At 70.2% G+C, this 16,240-nt stretch carries 14 protein-coding genes; 8 read left to right on the top strand and 6 right to left on the bottom strand.

What is annotated here, in order from left to right; translation table 11 throughout:
• Nucleotides 1-121: 121 nt before the first annotated feature.
• The 4 genes from ACWPXE_RS30425 to ACWPXE_RS30440 all read right to left on the bottom strand — a co-directional run bounded on the left by ACWPXE_RS30425 (nucleotide 122) and on the right by ACWPXE_RS30440 (nucleotide 4,942).
• Nucleotides 122-1,102 (bottom strand): ketopantoate reductase family protein, encoded by a 981-nt coding sequence (locus tag ACWPXE_RS30425; RefSeq protein ID WP_454020809.1) that lies wholly within the window; start codon nucleotides 1,100-1,102, stop codon nucleotides 122-124.
• Nucleotides 1,103-1,145: 43 nt separating this feature from the next.
• Nucleotides 1,146-2,936, bottom strand: coding sequence for a TRAP transporter large permease (locus tag ACWPXE_RS30430; RefSeq protein ID WP_454020981.1), 1,791 nt, complete (start codon nucleotides 2,934-2,936; stop codon nucleotides 1,146-1,148).
• Between the two features lie 169 nt (nucleotides 2,937-3,105).
• Nucleotides 3,106-3,753 (bottom strand): TRAP transporter small permease subunit, encoded by a 648-nt coding sequence (locus ACWPXE_RS30435; RefSeq protein WP_454020810.1) that lies wholly within the window; start codon nucleotides 3,751-3,753, stop codon nucleotides 3,106-3,108.
• Nucleotides 3,754-3,856: 103 nt separating this feature from the next.
• The gene (locus ACWPXE_RS30440; RefSeq protein WP_145626188.1) at nucleotides 3,857-4,942 is read right to left on the bottom strand and encodes a TRAP transporter substrate-binding protein; all 1,086 of its coding nucleotides are present in this window, start codon (nucleotides 4,940-4,942) and stop codon (nucleotides 3,857-3,859) included.
• Nucleotides 4,943-5,314: 372 nt separating this feature from the next.
• Between ACWPXE_RS30440 and ACWPXE_RS30445 the strand changes: the two genes are divergently transcribed.
• From ACWPXE_RS30445 to ACWPXE_RS30480, 8 genes are all read left to right on the top strand, one after another.
• Nucleotides 5,315-7,984 (top strand): 2-oxoglutarate dehydrogenase E1 component, encoded by a 2,670-nt coding sequence (locus ACWPXE_RS30445; RefSeq protein WP_454020811.1) that lies wholly within the window; start codon nucleotides 5,315-5,317, stop codon nucleotides 7,982-7,984.
• Between the two features lie 42 nt (nucleotides 7,985-8,026).
• Entirely contained in the window at nucleotides 8,027-9,715 is a 1,689-nt protein-coding gene (locus ACWPXE_RS30450; RefSeq protein WP_454020812.1) for an acyl-CoA dehydrogenase family protein, read from the top strand.
• A 112-nt stretch (nucleotides 9,716-9,827) separates the two neighbouring features.
• Nucleotides 9,828-10,787, top strand: coding sequence for a LysR family transcriptional regulator (locus ACWPXE_RS30455; protein ID WP_454020813.1), 960 nt, complete (start codon nucleotides 9,828-9,830; stop codon nucleotides 10,785-10,787).
• A gap of 121 nt (nucleotides 10,788-10,908) precedes the next feature.
• Complete coding sequence (locus ACWPXE_RS30460; RefSeq protein WP_040137916.1) at nucleotides 10,909-11,661, top strand: glucose 1-dehydrogenase; 753 nt, start codon at nucleotides 10,909-10,911, stop codon at nucleotides 11,659-11,661.
• A gap of 106 nt (nucleotides 11,662-11,767) precedes the next feature.
• A complete protein-coding gene (locus tag ACWPXE_RS30465; RefSeq protein WP_454020814.1) occupies nucleotides 11,768-12,973 on the top strand; it encodes a CoA transferase in 1,206 nt (401 codons plus the stop codon).
• A 93-nt stretch (nucleotides 12,974-13,066) separates the two neighbouring features.
• The gene (locus ACWPXE_RS30470) at nucleotides 13,067-13,222 is read left to right on the top strand and encodes a hypothetical protein (protein ID WP_353861736.1); all 156 of its coding nucleotides are present in this window, start codon (nucleotides 13,067-13,069) and stop codon (nucleotides 13,220-13,222) included.
• Between the two features lie 110 nt (nucleotides 13,223-13,332).
• Nucleotides 13,333-13,935 carry a cytochrome c oxidase subunit 3 family protein gene (locus ACWPXE_RS30475; protein WP_454020815.1) on the top strand — a complete coding sequence of 201 codons (603 nt, stop codon included), beginning with the start codon at nucleotides 13,333-13,335 and terminating at the stop codon, nucleotides 13,933-13,935.
• A gap of 3 nt (nucleotides 13,936-13,938) precedes the next feature.
• Nucleotides 13,939-14,220 (top strand): cytochrome C oxidase subunit IV family protein, encoded by a 282-nt coding sequence (locus ACWPXE_RS30480; RefSeq protein ID WP_454020816.1) that lies wholly within the window; start codon nucleotides 13,939-13,941, stop codon nucleotides 14,218-14,220.
• Nucleotides 14,221-14,248: 28 nt separating this feature from the next.
• Here the strand turns inward: ACWPXE_RS30480 and purT are convergent, their stop codons facing one another.
• Together purT and ACWPXE_RS30490 are read right to left on the bottom strand one after the other, a co-directional pair.
• The gene (gene purT / locus ACWPXE_RS30485; protein WP_454020817.1) at nucleotides 14,249-15,418 is read right to left on the bottom strand and encodes a formate-dependent phosphoribosylglycinamide formyltransferase; all 1,170 of its coding nucleotides are present in this window, start codon (nucleotides 15,416-15,418) and stop codon (nucleotides 14,249-14,251) included.
• 110 nt (nucleotides 15,419-15,528) lie between these two features.
• Nucleotides 15,529-16,026 carry a hypothetical protein gene (locus ACWPXE_RS30490; protein ID WP_454020818.1) on the bottom strand — a complete coding sequence of 166 codons (498 nt, stop codon included), beginning with the start codon at nucleotides 16,024-16,026 and terminating at the stop codon, nucleotides 15,529-15,531.
• Nucleotides 16,027-16,240: the final 214 nt, after the last annotated feature.

Consider the following 16,240-nt stretch of genomic DNA (forward strand, 5'->3'; position numbering starts at 1 on the left):
TGGCGCGGGTCCTGCCCCCACCCCGACCCTCCCCCGCTGGGCGGGGAGGGAGCCTCAGGCGAAGCGGCGGCAGTCCCCTCCCCTGCGACAGCGGGGAGGGTTAGGGTGGGGGCCTGTGCGCTCAGGCGCGCGCCACCCGCTCCTTCAGGGCGGTCAGCGCCCACAATGTTTCGATGGTCGGCACCGGCACGCCGCGGCGGCGGGCCAGCTCCAGGACGGTGGTCACGATGGGGTCGATCTCCATGCTGCGCCCCGCCTCGAAATCCTGGAGCATCGACGGCTTGTGGCCGGGCACGCCACTGCCCCGGCTCAGCCGCTCGTCGATGTCGTCGGGCAGGGCGACGCCCCAGGCATGGGCGACGTTCAGGCATTCGCGCATCAGCCGGCCCTGGACGGCGGCCATGCCGGGGGCCTGCTCCATGGCGCCCATGGTGGCGCCGGTCAGGACGCTGGTCGGGCCGACCGCCATGTTGAGCATCAGCTTGCTCCACAGCGGCACGCGGATGTCGGCGGGCAGGCGGGCGGTGGCGCCCGCCGCGTTGAAGGAGTCGGCCAGGGCCGCCAGCTTCTCCGCGTGGTCGCCGGGCCGGGGGGCGCCGAAGGCCAGCACCGGCAGGGCGGTGTGGGCGACGACGCCCGGTTCGACGATGCGGGCGGGCAGCACCTCCATCACGCAGGCGGCGACCCGCTCCGGCCCGATGGCCGACCAGATGGCGCCGCCGGGATCGACCACCTCCAGCGGCTCCGGCGTCACGCCGTCCCCGGCGCCGTACAGGTACCACCAGGGAATGCCGTTCTGCGCCGCCACAACCAGCGTGTCCGGCCCGCACAGCGCCGGGAAGGACGCGGCCAGGGTCGGCAGCCCGTGCCCCTTCACCGTGACGATCACCACATCCTGCGGGCCGAGGTCGGCGGCGGAGTCGCTGGCCCGCGGCCGGCTGGTCAGTGTTCCCTTCGGCGTCTGCACGGTCAGCCCGCCGTCGCGGATCGCGGCGAGATGGGCGCCGCGGGCCAGCAGCGACAGCTCGTGCCGGCCCGTGGCGGCGAGATACCCGGCCAGCGCGCCGCCAACGGCCCCGGCTCCTACGACGGCGATGCGCATGTCGCTCTCCCTCTCTCGGTCTTGGTCTTGGTCTCGATCTCGATCACTTGAATTCCAGCGGCGGCAGGTCGTCGTTCAGGTCGCCGCCGAGGCCCTTGAACTGCTCCTCGATCTGCTTGTCGTCGAGCTTGGTGGCGGTCGACTTGTAATGCATGACCATCTGCGGGAAGGCGATCACCAGGGCCACCATGACGAGCTGGATGACCACGAAGGGCACCGCACCCCAGTAGATCTGGCTGGTCAGGACGGGAGCCGTCTCCTTCTTCGTGATGCGGTCGATGTAGGGCAGCTTGGGCGCCACCGAGCGCAGGAAGAACAGGGAGAAGCCGAAGGGCGGGTGCATGAAGCTGGTCTGCATGTTCACCGCCAGGATGATGCCGAACCACACCAGATCGATGCCCAGACGATCCGCCGCCGGGGCGAGCAGCGGGATGACGATGAAGGCCAACTCGAAGAAGTCGAGGAAGAAGGCCAGCAGGAAGACCATCACGCTGACCGCGATCAGGAAGCCCATCTGGCCGCCGGGCAGAGAGACCATCAGCTCCTCGACCCAGATGTGGCCGTTGACGCCGTAGAAGGTCAGCGAGAACACCCGCGCGCCGATCAGGATGAACAGCACGAAGGAGGCCAGCTTGGCCGTCGCGTAGGTCGCCTGCCGCACCATGTCGAGGTTCAGCCGCTTCTTCATGGCCGCCAGCGCCAGCGCGCCGACCGCGCCCATGGCGCCGCCCTCGGTCGGGGTGGCGAGGCCGACGAAGATGGTGCCCAGCACCAGGAAGATCAGCGCCAGCGGCGGCACCATGACGAAGGTCGCCTGCTCCGCCATGCGGGAGATCAGTCGCCGGCCGGAGGCCCGCTCCACCACCGCCACGGCCAGGGCGTAGAGGGCGCCCGCCGCGACGGAATCGCCGACCAGCGCCAGGGTGGTCCACCCGTTCACCGTCAGCCACGCCGCCCCCGCCGTCAGCACCGCCGTGGCGATGGCCTGAAGGACGAGGCGCTGCGCGCCGAAGCCGCGGTTGAAGACCGCCGCCAGGAAGGCGACCAGCACCGCCACCGAGAGCAGCAGCACGACGTAGTCGGCGCCGGACTTCACGTCGGTGCGGCCCATCACCCAGGTGGCGACCCCACCCGCGAACAGGGCCAGCAGGCCGAGCTGCCAGACGCCGCGCGCGCCGTTCGGCTCGCGGTGGGCGATGGCCTCCGGCGGCAGGCCGGGGGCGGCCTTGGGCCAGATCATCGAGACGACGAAGACGTAGAGCGCGTAGAGACCTGACAGCAGCAGGCCGGGGACGAAGGCGGCCTCGTACATGTCGCCGACCGAGCGGCCGAGCTGGTCGGCCATGACGATCAGAACCAGCGACGGCGGGATGATCTGGGCCAGCGTGCCCGACGCCGCGATGACGCCCGACGCCAGCCGGCGGTCGTAGCCGTAGCGCAGCATGATCGGCAGCGAGATCAGGCCCATCGAGATGACCGAGGCAGCCACCACGCCCGTCGTCGCGGCGAGCAGCGCGCCGACGAAGATCACCGCGTAGGCCAGACCGCCGCGGATCGAGCCGAACAGCTGCCCGATGGTGTCGAGCAGGTCCTCGGCCATGCCGGACCGTTCCAGCACCAGGCCCATGAAGGTGAAGAAGGGCACGGCCAGCAGCACGTCGTTGTTCATCGTGCCGTAGACGCGCTCGGGCAGGGCCTGGAACAGGTCGGGGCGGAACAGCCCGATCTCGATGCCGATCAGGCCGAACAGCAGCCCGTTGGCGGCCAGCGCGAAGGCCACCGGATAGCCGAGCAGCAGCATGCCGACCAGCGTGGCGAACATGATCGGCGCCATGTTGTGGCCGAACCAGCCGCGCCAGCCGTCCTGTTCGGCGAGCGCCGCGGCGCCGGGCACCGGCAGCACGTAGAGCGCCACGGCGACCACGGCCAGCAGCACCACGGAGATGACGGACAGCCGGACGGCGCGCGGCGAAAGGGAGGGGGAGGTCGTGCTCATCGCGCGGTCACCGGCTGGGAAGGGTGTCGGGGTGGGAGGTGCGCTCGCGCTCGGCCGCCAGCAGCCGTTCCGCCTCGGCCTCGGCCGCCGCCTGATGGCCGCCGGCCCGCTGGTTGGGGTCCTCCAGGTGGCCGGACATGATCGCGGCGCGCTTGGCCAGCTCGGACAGGCCCTGGATGAACAGTACGGTGAACCCCAACGGAATCAGCATCTTCGCCGGCCATTGCGGAAGGCCGCCGGCGTTCATCGACTGCTCCTCGATCGCGTAGGAGGCGATGGCGAAGGGCCAGGAGGTGACCAGCATCACGAAGCTGAAGGGCAGAAGGAAGGCCAGATGGCCGAACAGGTCGATGGTGTCGCGGGCGCGCTTGCCGAGCTGCGCGTTCACGATGTCGATGCGGATGTGCTCGTCCTCCTTCAGCGTCCAGGGGGAGCAGAGCAGAAACACGGCGGCGAACAGCACCCATTGCAGTTCCAGCCACGAATTCGAGCTGACGTCGAACGTCTTGCGGACGATGGCGTTGACGGCCGACACCAGGATCGCCAGCACGATCAGCCAGGATATCGCCTTGCCCAGCCGCGCGGTGACCGCGTCGACCAGCCGGCAGGCCCCGACCAAGGCCGTCATGAAGGGGGAAGCGTTGGGGGTCGGCATGGTGGGCAGGCCCTCCGGGAAAAGCCGGTCGCGCGGAACGCGACGATGCCATGACCGGGGAGCGGCGGCCCCGCTCCCCGGTCATGGTTGACACGGTGCCGGATCAGCGCCGGGCGAGGCGGAGGACGGCGCTGTCGTAGGCGTATTCCGACGCCTGGTTCCACAGGTTCGAGTCCGTCTGGAAACGACGGTAGCTCTCGTAGAACTTCTTGAAGGTCGGGTTCTTGTCCGACAGCTCGTCGTAAAGCTCCATGGCCGCCTTGTGGCTGGCCTGCAGCACGTCCTGCGGGAAGGCGCGCAGCTTGGCGCCCTTCTCCACCACGCGCTTCAGCGCCGCCGGGTTCAGCACGTCGTAGCGCGCCACGCTGTCGACGTTGGCGAGCGCCGCCGCCGAGGTCAGCGCCGCTTGGTAATGCTTGGGCAGGCTGTTCCAGCGGTTCGTGTTGATGAAGAAGTGCTGGAGCGAGGTGCCGTCCCACCAACCCGGGTAATAGTAGTTCGGCGCGATCTTGTAGAGGCCGAGCTTCTCGTCGTCGTAGGGGCCGTTGAACTCGGCGGCGTCGATGGTGCCGCGCTCCAGCGCCGGGTAGATATCACCGCCGCTGACCTGCTGCGGCACGACGCCCAGCTTGGACAGGATCTGGCCACCGAGGCCGGAAATGCGGAACTTCAGCCCCTTGAGGTCCTCCGCGCTCTTGATTTCCTTGCGGAACCAGCCGCCCATCTGCGAACCGGTGTTGCCGCCGGCGAGCGCCTTCAGGTTGTGGCCGGCGTAGAACTCCTCCAGCAGTTTGCCGCCTTCGCCGTGGTAGAACCAGGCGTTCTGCTGGCGGGTGTTCAGGCCGAAGGGCAGGCAGCAGCCGAAGGCGAAGCTCGGGTCCTTGCCGACATAGTAGTAGGACGCGGTGTGGGCCATCTCCACCGTGTCGTTGCTGGCGGCGTCGAGCGCCTGGAGGGCTGGCACCAGCTCGCCGGCGGCGAAGACCTGGATCTGGAACTTGCCGTCCGTGGCCTCGGCGATGTTCTTCGCCAGCACCTCGGCGCTGCCGTAGAGCACCTCGATGTTCTTCGGGAAGCTGGACACGCAGCGCCAGCGGATCGTCGGCTCCGACTGGGCGATGGCCGGGGCGGCGAGGGTGGAGGCGCCGGCAACGACGGCGGCACCCTTGAAGAATTGACGGCGCTTCATGTGGATCTTCCTCCCGAGATTTTTGTCGCCCGGACGAGGCGATGCCGGTCCGACGCGCTTGGTCCCCGGTGGTAGCCGGGGAGGGTGTGGTGACCCTGACAGTGGATCAGGCGGCCGCACAGCGGAATGCGTATTGCCGGCATATCAGCCATAAGCGCGGCAAGCCATCAGCGGTACGAACGGTTTCACCCGAAACCCGCGCGATCCCGCCCCAACCGGTGCGGGCGCGGACGGTTTGCTATGCCCGCAATGAATATCTGCTACAGGCACGCCATGCGCTCCGCGCCGCGCGATGGGTCGATAAGCTGGGGGCAACTGGTCTCCGACCGCCATCAAACCGACGGATGTTCAATCGCATGAACGGTGTGCGCCATGTCTAGGCCGTCCTCTCCGCTCAACGCCGCCGGAGCCGCCTATCTCGAAGCGTTGCAGGAACGTTTCCGCGAGGACCCCGCGTCGGTGGACGTGAGCTGGCGCGCCGTCTTCCAGATCCTCGACGAGCTGGGCGCCGTTCCCGCCGGGGCACCACCGGGCGGTCCGCCCGGCGATCCGACGGTTCCGCTGCGGCAGGAGGAAATCCGCCAGCGCGGGCACGCCGCCGCTGCCCTCGACCCGCTGGGCCGAGCCACGCCTCCCGCATCCTCCGCGTCCGAGGACGCCCAGACCGCGCGCCTGCGCCGGCTCTACCAGGGCACGCTGACGCTGGAGACCGCGCACATCGACGATCCGGCCCTGCGCTCCTGGCTGCGCGACGCCTATGAAGGCACGGAGGCCGCTCCGCCGGCCGAGGCGCGCCGCCGCGCGCTGGCGCTGCTGACCGCGGCGGAGGAGTTCGAACGGCTGCTCGCCGTCCGCTACCCTACCAAGAAGCGCTTTGGGGCGGAGGGCATGGAGACGCTGATCCCGCTGCTCGACCGCATCCTCGCGGCGGCGGCGGCGGCGGGCGTGACGGAGGTGCAGGTCGGGACCATGCACCGCGGCCGGCTCAGCCTGATGGCCAACGCGCTGGGCAAGCCGCTGGTCGAGCTGTTCGCCGGGATCAAGGGCATGCACCCCTTCCTGGCCGACCCGCCGGTTCCCGCCGACGTGCCCTATCACATGGGGGTGGAGAGCAACCTCTCCTTCGGCGAGCGGTCGCTGGCCCTCACCCTGTCGCCCAACCCGTCGCACCTGGAGGCGATCAACCCGGTCACGCTGGGCCGCGCGCGGGCGCGCCAGGACCTGGAGCGGGCGCAGGGCGGCGACGCCAAGCGGGTGCTCTGCGTGCTGCTGCACACCGACGCCAGCGTGATCGGCCAGGGCAGCGTGACGGAGGCGCTGCAACTGTCCGGCGTTCCCGGCTTCACCGTCGCCGGCACCATCCACGTCATCGTCAACAACCAGATCGGCTTCACCACCGAGCGGGAGGAGGCGCGGACCTCGCTCCACTGCACCGGCCTGTGGAAGGCGGTGGACAGCCCCATCCTGCACGTCAACGCCGACGATCCCGACGCCGCCCTGCGCGCCGCCGACCTCGCCGTGGCCTTCCGGCAGGCGCACGGGCGCGACGCGGTGATCGACCTCGTCGGCTACCGCCGCAACGGTCACAACGAGATCGACGAGCCGCGCTTCACCCAGCCGCTCGATTACAAGGCGATCGACGCCCACCCGCCGGCCCGTGCCCTCTACGCGCAGCGGCTGGCCGCCGACGGGCTGGTCGGTCCCGAGGAGGCCGAGGCGCTGGCCGCCGGGCACAAGACCCGCTTCCAGGAGGCGCTGGCCGCGGCCTCCGACCACCGGCCGAACCACGACGGCTTCCCCGGTGGGCGCTGGGCGCCCTTCGCCCCGGCCGGCACGCTTCCCGCCGAACCGGACACCGGCATCGCCGACGACCGGCTGCGCGGGCTGCTGGCGGCGCTGGCCGCCATTCCCGACGGGCTGGCCGTGGACCGCAAGGTGGAGCGCGTCATCCGCCGCCGCGCCGAGGAGCCGCTGGACTGGGCGACCGGCGAGGCGCTGGCCTTCGCCACGCTGCTGGCCGAGGGCACGCCGGTGCGGCTGACCGGCCAGGACGTGGTGCGCGGCGCCTTCTCGCACCGCCATTTCGCGCTGACCGACACCGTCACCGGGCGCCGCCACGTCAGCCTGAATCACCTGGGCGTGGAGCAGGCGCGGTTCGACGTGGTCAACAGCCCACTGTCGGAATACGCCGTCCTTGGGTTCGAGTACGGCTACAGCCTGGAGCGGCCCGACGCGCTGGTGATCTGGGAGGCGCAATTCGGTGACTTCGCCAACGGCGCGCAGATCATGATCGACCAGTTCATCGTCAGCGCCGAGGACAAGTGGCGCCAGCCCTCCGGCCTCGTCATCCTGCTGCCGCACGGTCTGGAGGGGCAGGGGCCGGAACACTCCTCCGCCCGGCCGGAACGCTTCCTTCAGATGGCGGCGCGCGACAACATCCGCGTCGCCCACCCTTCGACCCCGGCCAACTACTTCCATCTGCTGCGCCGGCAGATGCTGCGCCGCGACCGCAAGCCGCTGGTGGTGCTGAGCCCGAAGACGCTGCTGCGCCTGCCCGCCGCCGTGTCGACGCTGGCCGACTGCGCGCCGGGCACTACCTTCCAGCCGGTGATCGTCACCGCCGGGGAGCGGGTCGAGCGCATCCTGCTGTGCAGCGGCAAGCTGGCTTACGAGCTGGAGCGCGAGCGGGCCGAGCGTGGGGCGGACGGTGTGGCGGTGGTCCGGCTGGAAATGCTGTACCCTTTGCCCGACGACGCTCTGTCGGCGCTGTTCCGCCGCTGGCCGGGCGCGTCCTGCGCCTGGGTGCAGGAGGAACCGTGCAACCTGGGCGCCTGGACCTATCTGGACCGCCGTCTGGAGGCGTTGCGTGCGGCCGCCGGCTGCGCCGAACCGCGCGTCGCCTGCGTGGCCCGCGACGAGGCGGCCTCGCCCGCCGGCAGCTTCCACGGCGACCACGAGGCCGATCAGCGCCGGCTGGTGGAGCAGGCCTTCGCCGGGATCGCCGCGTCCCTCCCGCCCCGTGAGACGATCGCGGCGGACTGAGCAAGAACAACACCAAAACAACACGCACCGAGGAAACGCGCCATGTCGTCCACCCCAACCTCCAACGGCCCGCTTCCGCTGCCCGACCTGCTGGCCACCACGTCGGCGGCTCTCGACGCGGTGGCGCGGCTGGCCGAGGCCGCCGAGCGCGGCGTCGCCGCGCTGGTGGCGCCGGACGGGCGCGTCGATGCGGCCGCGCTCGACCGCCATCAGGTGGCGGCGCACGGCTTCGCCTGGGTGGCGACCTACGCCGAGGCGCTGCGCCAGATGCAGGGCTGGGCGGAGCGGCTGGACCGCGCCGGCCGGCTGGGCGAGCTGGAGGCCTGCATGCTCCAGGCCGCCTTCGGCGAGTATCTGGCCCAGCTCGACGGCGGTCTGGCGATGAGCCAGGGCGAGATCGTCCGCCCCGCCGATTTCGGGCTGGACGACGCGGAGCGGGCGGCCTTCCGCACCGAAGCGGTGCGCCGGCTGATCGCCGCCGGCAACGCCTCCACCCTGCGGCTGCGCATCGCCGAGTTGCTGACCGATGCGCTGCACGGCGGCGGCTTCGGCGAGGCGGCGCTGGAGGACGAGGCGCTCGACATGGTGCGCGAGCAGTTCCGCCGCTTCGTCGCCGACGTGGTGGAGCCGCACGCCCACGACTGGCACCTGAAGGACGAGCTGATCCCGATGCCGGTCGTCGAGCAGATGGCCGAGATGGGCGTCTTCGGCCTGACCGTGCCGGAGGAGGACGGCGGGCTCGGCATGGGCAAGCTCGCCATGTGCGTGGTGACGGAGGAACTGTCGCGCGGCTACATCGGCGTCGGCTCGCTGGGCACCCGCGCGGAGATCGCCGCCGAGCTGATCCGCCTGGGCGGCACCGCCGAGCAGCGGGCGCGCTGGCTGCCGCGCCTCGCGTCCGGCGAGATCCTGCCGACCGCCGTCTTCACCGAGCCCAACACCGGTTCCGACCTGGGCAGCCTGCGCACCCGCGCCGTGCTGGACGGCGACACCTACCGCGTCACCGGGGCGAAGACCTGGATCACCCACGGCAGCCGGTCGGACCTGATGACGCTGCTGGTGCGCACCGATCCGGACGCCCCCGGCTACCGCGGCCTGTCGATGCTTCTCGCCGAGAAGCCGCGCGGCACCGAGGCGGACCCCTTCCCGGCCGAGGGCATGAGCGGCGGCGAGATCCCGGTGCTCGGCTATCGCGGCATGAAGGAGTATGAGATCGGCTTCGACGGTTTCGCGGTGCCGCGCGAGAACCTGCTGGGCGGCGTCGAGGGGCAGGGCTTCAAGCAGCTGATGGCGACCTTCGAATCCGCCCGCGTGCAGACCGCCGCCCGCGCCGTCGGGGTGGCGCAGAACGCGATGGAGCTTGGCCTGCGCTACGCCCAGGAGCGCGTCCAGTTCGGCCGCCCGCTCGCCGCCTTCCCGCGGGTCGCCGGCAAGATCGCCTGGATGGCCGTGGAGACGATGATCGCCCGCCAGCTCACCTACTTCGCCGCGCGCGAGAAGGACAGCGACCGCCGCTGCGACATCGAGGCCGGCATGGCCAAGCTGCTGGCCGCGCGCGTCGCCTGGTCGAACGCCGACAACGCGGTGCAGATCCACGGCGGCAACGGCTACGCGGTCGAGTATCCGATCAGCCGTGTGCTGTGCGACGCCCGTATTCTGAATATTTTCGAAGGGGCGGCGGAAATCCAGGCCCAGGTTGTGGCGCGTGGTCTGCTCACCCGGCGCAATTGATCGCCAGACACAGCGGAGGACCGGGCAGGACTGACCTGTCAGGACTCCGCTTGTGTCATACCGGCGTATTCGCTAATCGACCCGGAGGCCGAACGACGAGACCTGTCCTCCAATGGAACTTCTGGAACTGCGCTACTTTGTTCAGGTGGCCGACCTTGGCAGCTTTTCCAAGGCGTCGGTCAAGCTTGGCATCACCCAGCCGGCGCTCAGCCGGCAGGTCCAGAAGCTGGAGCACGAGCTGCGCACCAGCCTGTTCTACCGCCATGGCCGCGGCGTCTCGCTGACCCAGCAGGGGCGCAAGCTCTATGACGTGGTGCGCCATCTGCTGGGCGCGCTGTCGGAGATCAAGGAGGAGATCCAGGACCAGTCGGAACGGCTGACCGGGTCGGTCACGCTGGGTCTTCCCCCGTCGATCTGCGCCACGCTGGGGGCGCCGCTGGCCCGTCGTTTCCATGAGAACTACCCCGACGCCACGCTGCGCATCCACGAGGTGTTCAGCGGCACGCTGCTGGAATGGGTCGAGGGCGGGCGGCTCGACCTTGCCGTGCTCTACGACGCCCGGCGCGGGCGCAGCATGCTGTCCTCGCCGCTGCTCGTGGAAAATCTGCTGCTTGTCCAATCCACCAAGGACGCGGTGGCCGGCGACGACGGGCCGGTCGAGGTGGAGACGCTGGGCGGCCTGCGCTTCGTCCTGCCGGGGCTGGAGAACGGGCTGCGCCGTGTGGTGGACGCGGCGGTGCGGCGGGCCGACATCGACCTCCAGGTCGACATGGAGATCGATTCCGTCACCGCCATCAAGCAGCTGGTGGAGGAAGGCATGGGCTCGACCATCCTGCCCTTCGGCGCCGTCCACCGCGAGGTGCGCCAGGGCCGGCTGATCGCCCGCGAGATCAGCTCGAAGGACATGCACGCCATGCTCGTCACCGCGACGCCGCTGCACCAGCCGGTGTCGAAGGCGACGCGCGCCCTGCTGCGGCTGATCCACGCCGAGGTGGCGAAATGCGTTGCCAACGGCGTGCTGAAGGGCAAGGTCGTCGCCCCCGGCAGCGCCGGGGAGAACAGCGCCCCCTGACGCGATGGGCATGACACGGCTGTGCGGGCTGATAGCAGCTATGACGGATGGTCCATAGCACGGCCTGGGCGGCGCGGATAGCCTCCCCATCACCACATAATCCCTTGGGGAGGAAACAAGAATGACGAAGCGTCTTGACGGCAAGGTCGCCCTGATCACCGGTGCGGCGCAGGGGCTGGGCCTCGCGATGGCCGAGACCTTCGTGCGCGAGGGTGGCCGCGTCGCGGTCGTGGACATCAACGGCGACGCCGCCAAGGCGGTCGCCGAACGTCTGGGCGAGTCCGCCATCGGCATCGCCGCCAACGTCACCAAGATGGCCGATGTCGAGATGACCATCGCCGCCACCGTCGAGAAATTCGGGCGGCTGGACATCCTGGTCAACAACGCCGGCTCCACCCACGCCAACGGCCCGTTCGAGAATGTGACGGAGGAGGAGTTCGACCGCGTCTTCGCGCTGAACGTCAAGTCGATCTACCTCTATTCCAAGGCGGTCGTCGCGACCATGCGGGCGCAGAAGTCCGGCGTGATCCTGAACCTCGGCTCCACGGCCGGCCTGCGGCCGCGTCCGGGCCTGGTCTGGTACAACGCGACCAAGGGCGCCGTGCACAACATCACCAAGTCGCTGGCGCTGGAGCTGGCGCCGGACAACATCCGGGTCTGCGCCCTGGCTCCGGTCGCCACCGAGACGCCGCTGCTCGCCACCTTCATGGGCGGCGACACCCCGGAGAAGCGCGCGCGCATGATGGGCATCGTGCCGCTGGGCCGCCTGGGCCAGCCGACCGACGTCGCCAACGCCGCCCTCTACCTCGCGTCGGACGAGGCGGCTTTCCTGACCGGCGTGGTGCTGGAGATCGACGGCGGGCGTTGCGTGTAACTCGCGTCGGCCTTTGCCCCCACCCTAACCCTCCCCTGCTTCGCAGGGGAGGGTTAGGGTGGGTGTAACCGTCAACCACGTTGTTTCCATCTGGATCGAGACTCCCATGTCCTCGCTTCTCTCCGATCTGCGCGTCGTCGAGGTGTCGGCCTTCATCGCCGCGCCGCTGGGCGGCATGACGCTGGCCCAGCTGGGTGCGGAGGTGATCCGCATCGACCCCATCGGCGGCAACATCGACTACCGGCGCTGGCCGGTGGCGCCGAACGGCACCAGCCTCTACTGGACGGCGCTGAACAAGGCGAAGCGGTCGGTGACGCTGGCGCTCGACCGGCCGGAGGGGCGGGAGATCGCCCAGGCAATCATCACCGCCTCGGGCGAGAACGCGGGCTTCCTGCTGACCAACCTGCCGGCCAGCGGCTGGATGGGCTACGAGGCGCTGACGGCCAAGCGCGACGACCTGATCATGCTGCGGCTGACCGGCAACCCGGACGGGTCGGCGGCGGTCGACTACACCGTCAACTGCGCCAGCGGCTTCCCGATGGCGACCGGTCGCGGCGGCGAGCCGGTGAACCATGTGTTGCCGGCCTGGGACGTCGCCGCCGGCCTCTATCTGGCGACCGGCCTGCTGGCGGCGGAGCGGCACCGCCGCCGCACCGGGCGTGGGCAGGAGGTGACGGTGGCGCTGGCCGACGTGATGCTGGCGACCGTCGGCAACCTCGGCTACCTCGCCGACGTCCGGGTGAACGGTGCGGTGCGGCCGCCGATGGGCAACGACCTCTACGGCGCCTACGGCCGCGACTTCGCCACCGCCGACGGGCGGCGGGCGATGGTCGTCGCCATCTCCAACCGCCAGTGGAAGGCGCTGGGCAAGGCGACCGGGCTGACCGAGCGGCTGGCGATGATCGGCCCGCTGATGGACGTGGACATGAACGACGAGGGCGGACGTTTCCTGGCGCGCGACGCCATCACCGCCGTGCTCGCCCCCTGGTTCGCCGCCCGCACCCTGTCCGAGGTGGAAAGCGCCTTCGCCGGGGCGGGCGTGCTGTGGGGGCCGTACCGGGATTTCGGCCAGCTGGTGGCCGAGGACGCGCGCTGTTCCACCGCCAACCCGCTGTTCCGCGAGGTCGAGCAGCCGGAGGTCGGTCCACTGCTGGTTCCCGGTTCGCCCCTCGGCTTCCCCGGCCTGGGCGAGCGAACCGACCACCGGCCGGCGCCCGTTCTGGGGCAGGACACCGACGCGGTGCTGGCCGATCTGCTCGGCCTGCCGTCCGCCGAGATCGGCCGCCTGCACGACGCCGGCATCGTCGCCTGACCGTGTGAGCGGGGCGAGACGACCGGCGCGCGGGCGTGTTGGTGAGGCTTACGGCGGGCTGCATCGGCCCGTTTCCTGCCGGAGGATGACGCGATGGGCGACAACCGCAACACCGACTCCCAACCGCAAGCCGAGAACGACCGCGCGACCGGCAAGCCTGACGACCAGCCGGCGGCGACCAAGGACGAGATGACCAAGGCCCAGGAGGACGCCGCGCGGGAGCGTGCGGAAAAGGGCGGCTATCAGTGACCGGCGTCACCTGATCGGCAACCGGCCGCGAGTTTGCCCCCGGGCAAAGACGGCGCCCCTGTCCCGCGTCATGGTCCCTTCCGGTCATCACTTCCGGAAGGACAGCGGATATGACGGAAACTGCCGCGCCGACGACGGTCGTCGCTGCGGATGGCGCTGCGGATGGCGAGGGCGCCGATTGGGGGCCTCTCTCCAGCCTGCCCGGCAACCCCATGATGTGGATTCTCATCCTGGGGGAGCTGGCGGCCTTCGGTGCCATGTTCATCGGCTTCGCGGTGACTCGCGCCCTCGACCCGGCGACTTTCGACGCCTCGCAGGCGCAATTGGACCGTCTGCTCGGCGGTGTGAACACCATGGTTCTGGTGACGAGCGGCTGGCTGGTCGCCGTCGCCGTGCGGCGCCGGGCCTCGGGCCGCTCCCACCGGGTGGCGATGCTCGGCGCGATGGCCCTCGGCGGCGTGTTCCTCGCCATCAAGGTGGTCGAGTACGGCGACAAGATCGGCCGGGGCCTCACGCTGGAGACCAACAGCTTCTTCCAGCTCTATTATCTGCTGACCGGCTTCCACGCGATGCACGTCGCCGCGGGGATCGTCATTCTGGGCATCGTCACGTGGTGGGACAGCCTGGAGAACCTGGAGACTGGGGCCGCCTTCTGGCACATGGTGGACCTGATCTGGGTGCTGCTCTACCCCATCGTCTATCTGCTGAGGTGAGCGATGGCCATCCTGACACGCACCTGGATGCTCCTGATGCTCCTCACCGCCGTCTCGATGTGGACCGGGCACAGCGAGGGCACCGGCGGTCTCGGCCCGCTCGGGGTCGGACTCGTCCTCGCCGCGGCCAACGTCAAGGCCGACCGGATTCTCACCCATTACCTGGACCTTCACCGCGCGGACGGCGGCTGGCGGGCGGGGTTCCGGATTTTGCTCACTCTGCTGGGGGTGGCGCTCTTCGGGATCTACGTCCTCTATCCGATGATCGGCGCGGCTCTGCGCTGAGCGGAGGTTCGCGCCCGGCTCCCTAACCTCACTCGTAGCGGATGCTGATCGCCGAGGCCGCCTTCAGCGCCCGTTCGCGCGCGTCGTCGGTGTCGGTGCCGGCGGCGAGTGCCACGCCCATGCGGCGGTTCTTGCGGGTCGTCGGCTTGCCGAACAGGCGGACGTCCACGTCATGCGCCGGGCTGCCCACGCGCATCGCCTCGGCCAAGCCCTCGATGGCGAAGCGCTCGGCCTCGCGGTCGGCCAGGATGACGGCGGAGGCCGACGGGCCGCGGACATGGATCGCCGGAATCGGCAGGCCCAGGATGGCGCGGGCGTGCAGGTCGAACTCCGACAGGTTCTGCGACAGCAGGGTCACCATGCCGGTGTCGTGCGGGCGCGGCGACAGCTCGGAGAAGACCACCTCGTCCTTGGTGACGAAGAACTCGACGCCGAAGATGCCGTAGCCGCCGAGATTGTCCACGACCTTCGCCGCCATGTCCTTGGCGTCGTCCAGCAGCGCCGCGGGCATCGGCACAGGCTGCCAGGATTCCTGATAGTCGCCGCGCTCCTGCCGGTGGCCGATCGGCTCACAGAACAGGATGCCCTCGCGGGTGCGGACGGTTAGCAGGGTGATCTCGTATTCGAAGGGCACAAACTCCTCGACGATGACCTTCCGGCGGTCGCCGCGCATGTTGGCGACGGCGTAGGTCCAGGCGGCCTCAAGCTCCGCCGCGGTCCGGACGGTGCTCTGCCCCTTGCCGGAAGAGGACATGACCGGCTTGATGACGCAGGGCAGGCCGGTGTGCTCCGCCCCGGCGACCACCTCCTCCAGGCTTTCGGCGTAGCGGTATTTGGAGGTGCGCAGGCCCAATTCCACCGCGGCGACCTCGCGGATGCGGTCGCGGTTCATCGTCATTGTGGCGGCGCGGGCGGAGGGGACGACGGTCAGGCCGGTGTCCTCGAACTCGTGCAGCACCTCGGTGCGGATGGCCTCGACCTCCGGCACGATGAAGTCGGGCGAGTGCTTGGCGATGGCCGCGCGCAGGGCGTCCGCGTCGAGCATGGAGAAGACCTCCGCCGCGTCGGCGACCTGCATCGCCGGGGCGTTGGCGTAGCTGTCGCAGGCGATGACCTCGCAGCCGAGGCGCTTGGCGGAGATGACAAACTCCTTCCCGAGTTCGCCCGAGCCGAGAAGAAGGATTTTGGCCGTGAACATGCGCGGACTCCCGTGACGCAAACCCGTGACGCAACTGCCCGCGGAGCTTTACCCCAACGCGGGCCGCCCGTACATGGCCGAACGCATGCGTACGCCGCATGGACCGGGCGCTATTGCAGGCTGCCCCAACGCCGGGTGGCGGGTTCGGCCAGCGCCCAGCGCCACTGGCCGTCCTTGGCCCGGCAGATGGTGGTGACGTTGAAGTCGGGCGCGTCGTCGAGCGTGAAGACCACATCCTTGCAGGGGATCGCCTCGCCAAAGCCGCGGGCCACTTGCACCGTGCCGGTCTTGCCGCTCAGCGGCAGCTTTTCCTCCACCGTCCAGGTGGCCGCCTGCCCGACGGCGAGCGGGCCGGCGGCGCGGGCGACGGCGTTGTGGACGTTGTCGGTGATCCGCCGCTCCGCGTATTTCACGCCCTGGTCGATGCCGTAGCTGGCCCCGGCGCCGGCGATGATGCCCAGCACCGGGTTGCCGGTGGCCGAACCGACCGTCGCCGCCACGCCCGCCGTGGTCACCCCCGTGACCGCCGAGCCGAACCCCGCGCAGCCAGACAGCGCGAGCAGCGCGGCGGCGGGAAGGAGGACGCGGCGGAGCGGGGATGCGGGCATGGAGCGGCACGGGGGTGGTGAGCGGACCGCCGCACCCTATCCGTTCGGATGGGGAGGCCGCCCGTGGTCAAAGCGTGACCTTCGCGGGTGGCTTGGCGCGCTTGCCCTATGGACGGTGGCGAGCGCAGACCCCATGCTTTGGAGGGGTGGTTAATCCAACCCTCTCCCCTTTGGGGAGAGGGTGGCCCGCAGGGCCGGTGAGGGGGATGCGCTT

It is taken from the genome of Azospirillum sp. Marseille-Q6669 (assembly GCF_965111635.1).

Bases quoted from the DNA above. Each gene is read 5' to 3' on its own strand.
- ACWPXE_RS30425 (WP_454020809.1), bottom strand. From the start codon at position 1,102: ATGCGCATCGCCGTCGTAGGAGCCGGGGCCGTTGGCGGCGCGCTGGCC.
- ACWPXE_RS30430 (WP_454020981.1), bottom strand. From the start codon at position 2,936: ATGGCGCCGATCATGTTCGCCACGCTGGTCGGCATGCTGCTGCTCGGC.
- ACWPXE_RS30435 (WP_454020810.1), bottom strand. From the start codon at position 3,753: ATGCCGACCCCCAACGCTTCCCCCTTCATGACGGCCTTGGTCGGGGCC.
- ACWPXE_RS30440 (WP_145626188.1), bottom strand. From the start codon at position 4,942: ATGAAGCGCCGTCAATTCTTCAAGGGTGCCGCCGTCGTTGCCGGCGCC.
- ACWPXE_RS30445 (WP_454020811.1), top strand. From the start codon at position 5,315: ATGTCTAGGCCGTCCTCTCCGCTCAACGCCGCCGGAGCCGCCTATCTC.
- ACWPXE_RS30450 (WP_454020812.1), top strand. From the start codon at position 8,027: ATGTCGTCCACCCCAACCTCCAACGGCCCGCTTCCGCTGCCCGACCTG.
- ACWPXE_RS30455 (WP_454020813.1), top strand. From the start codon at position 9,828: ATGGAACTTCTGGAACTGCGCTACTTTGTTCAGGTGGCCGACCTTGGC.
- ACWPXE_RS30460 (WP_040137916.1), top strand. From the start codon at position 10,909: ATGACGAAGCGTCTTGACGGCAAGGTCGCCCTGATCACCGGTGCGGCG.
- ACWPXE_RS30465 (WP_454020814.1), top strand. From the start codon at position 11,768: ATGTCCTCGCTTCTCTCCGATCTGCGCGTCGTCGAGGTGTCGGCCTTC.
- ACWPXE_RS30470 (WP_353861736.1), top strand. From the start codon at position 13,067: ATGGGCGACAACCGCAACACCGACTCCCAACCGCAAGCCGAGAACGAC.
- ACWPXE_RS30475 (WP_454020815.1), top strand. From the start codon at position 13,333: ATGACGGAAACTGCCGCGCCGACGACGGTCGTCGCTGCGGATGGCGCT.
- ACWPXE_RS30480 (WP_454020816.1), top strand. From the start codon at position 13,939: ATGGCCATCCTGACACGCACCTGGATGCTCCTGATGCTCCTCACCGCC.
- purT (WP_454020817.1), bottom strand. From the start codon at position 15,418: ATGTTCACGGCCAAAATCCTTCTTCTCGGCTCGGGCGAACTCGGGAAG.
- ACWPXE_RS30490 (WP_454020818.1), bottom strand. From the start codon at position 16,026: ATGCCCGCATCCCCGCTCCGCCGCGTCCTCCTTCCCGCCGCCGCGCTG.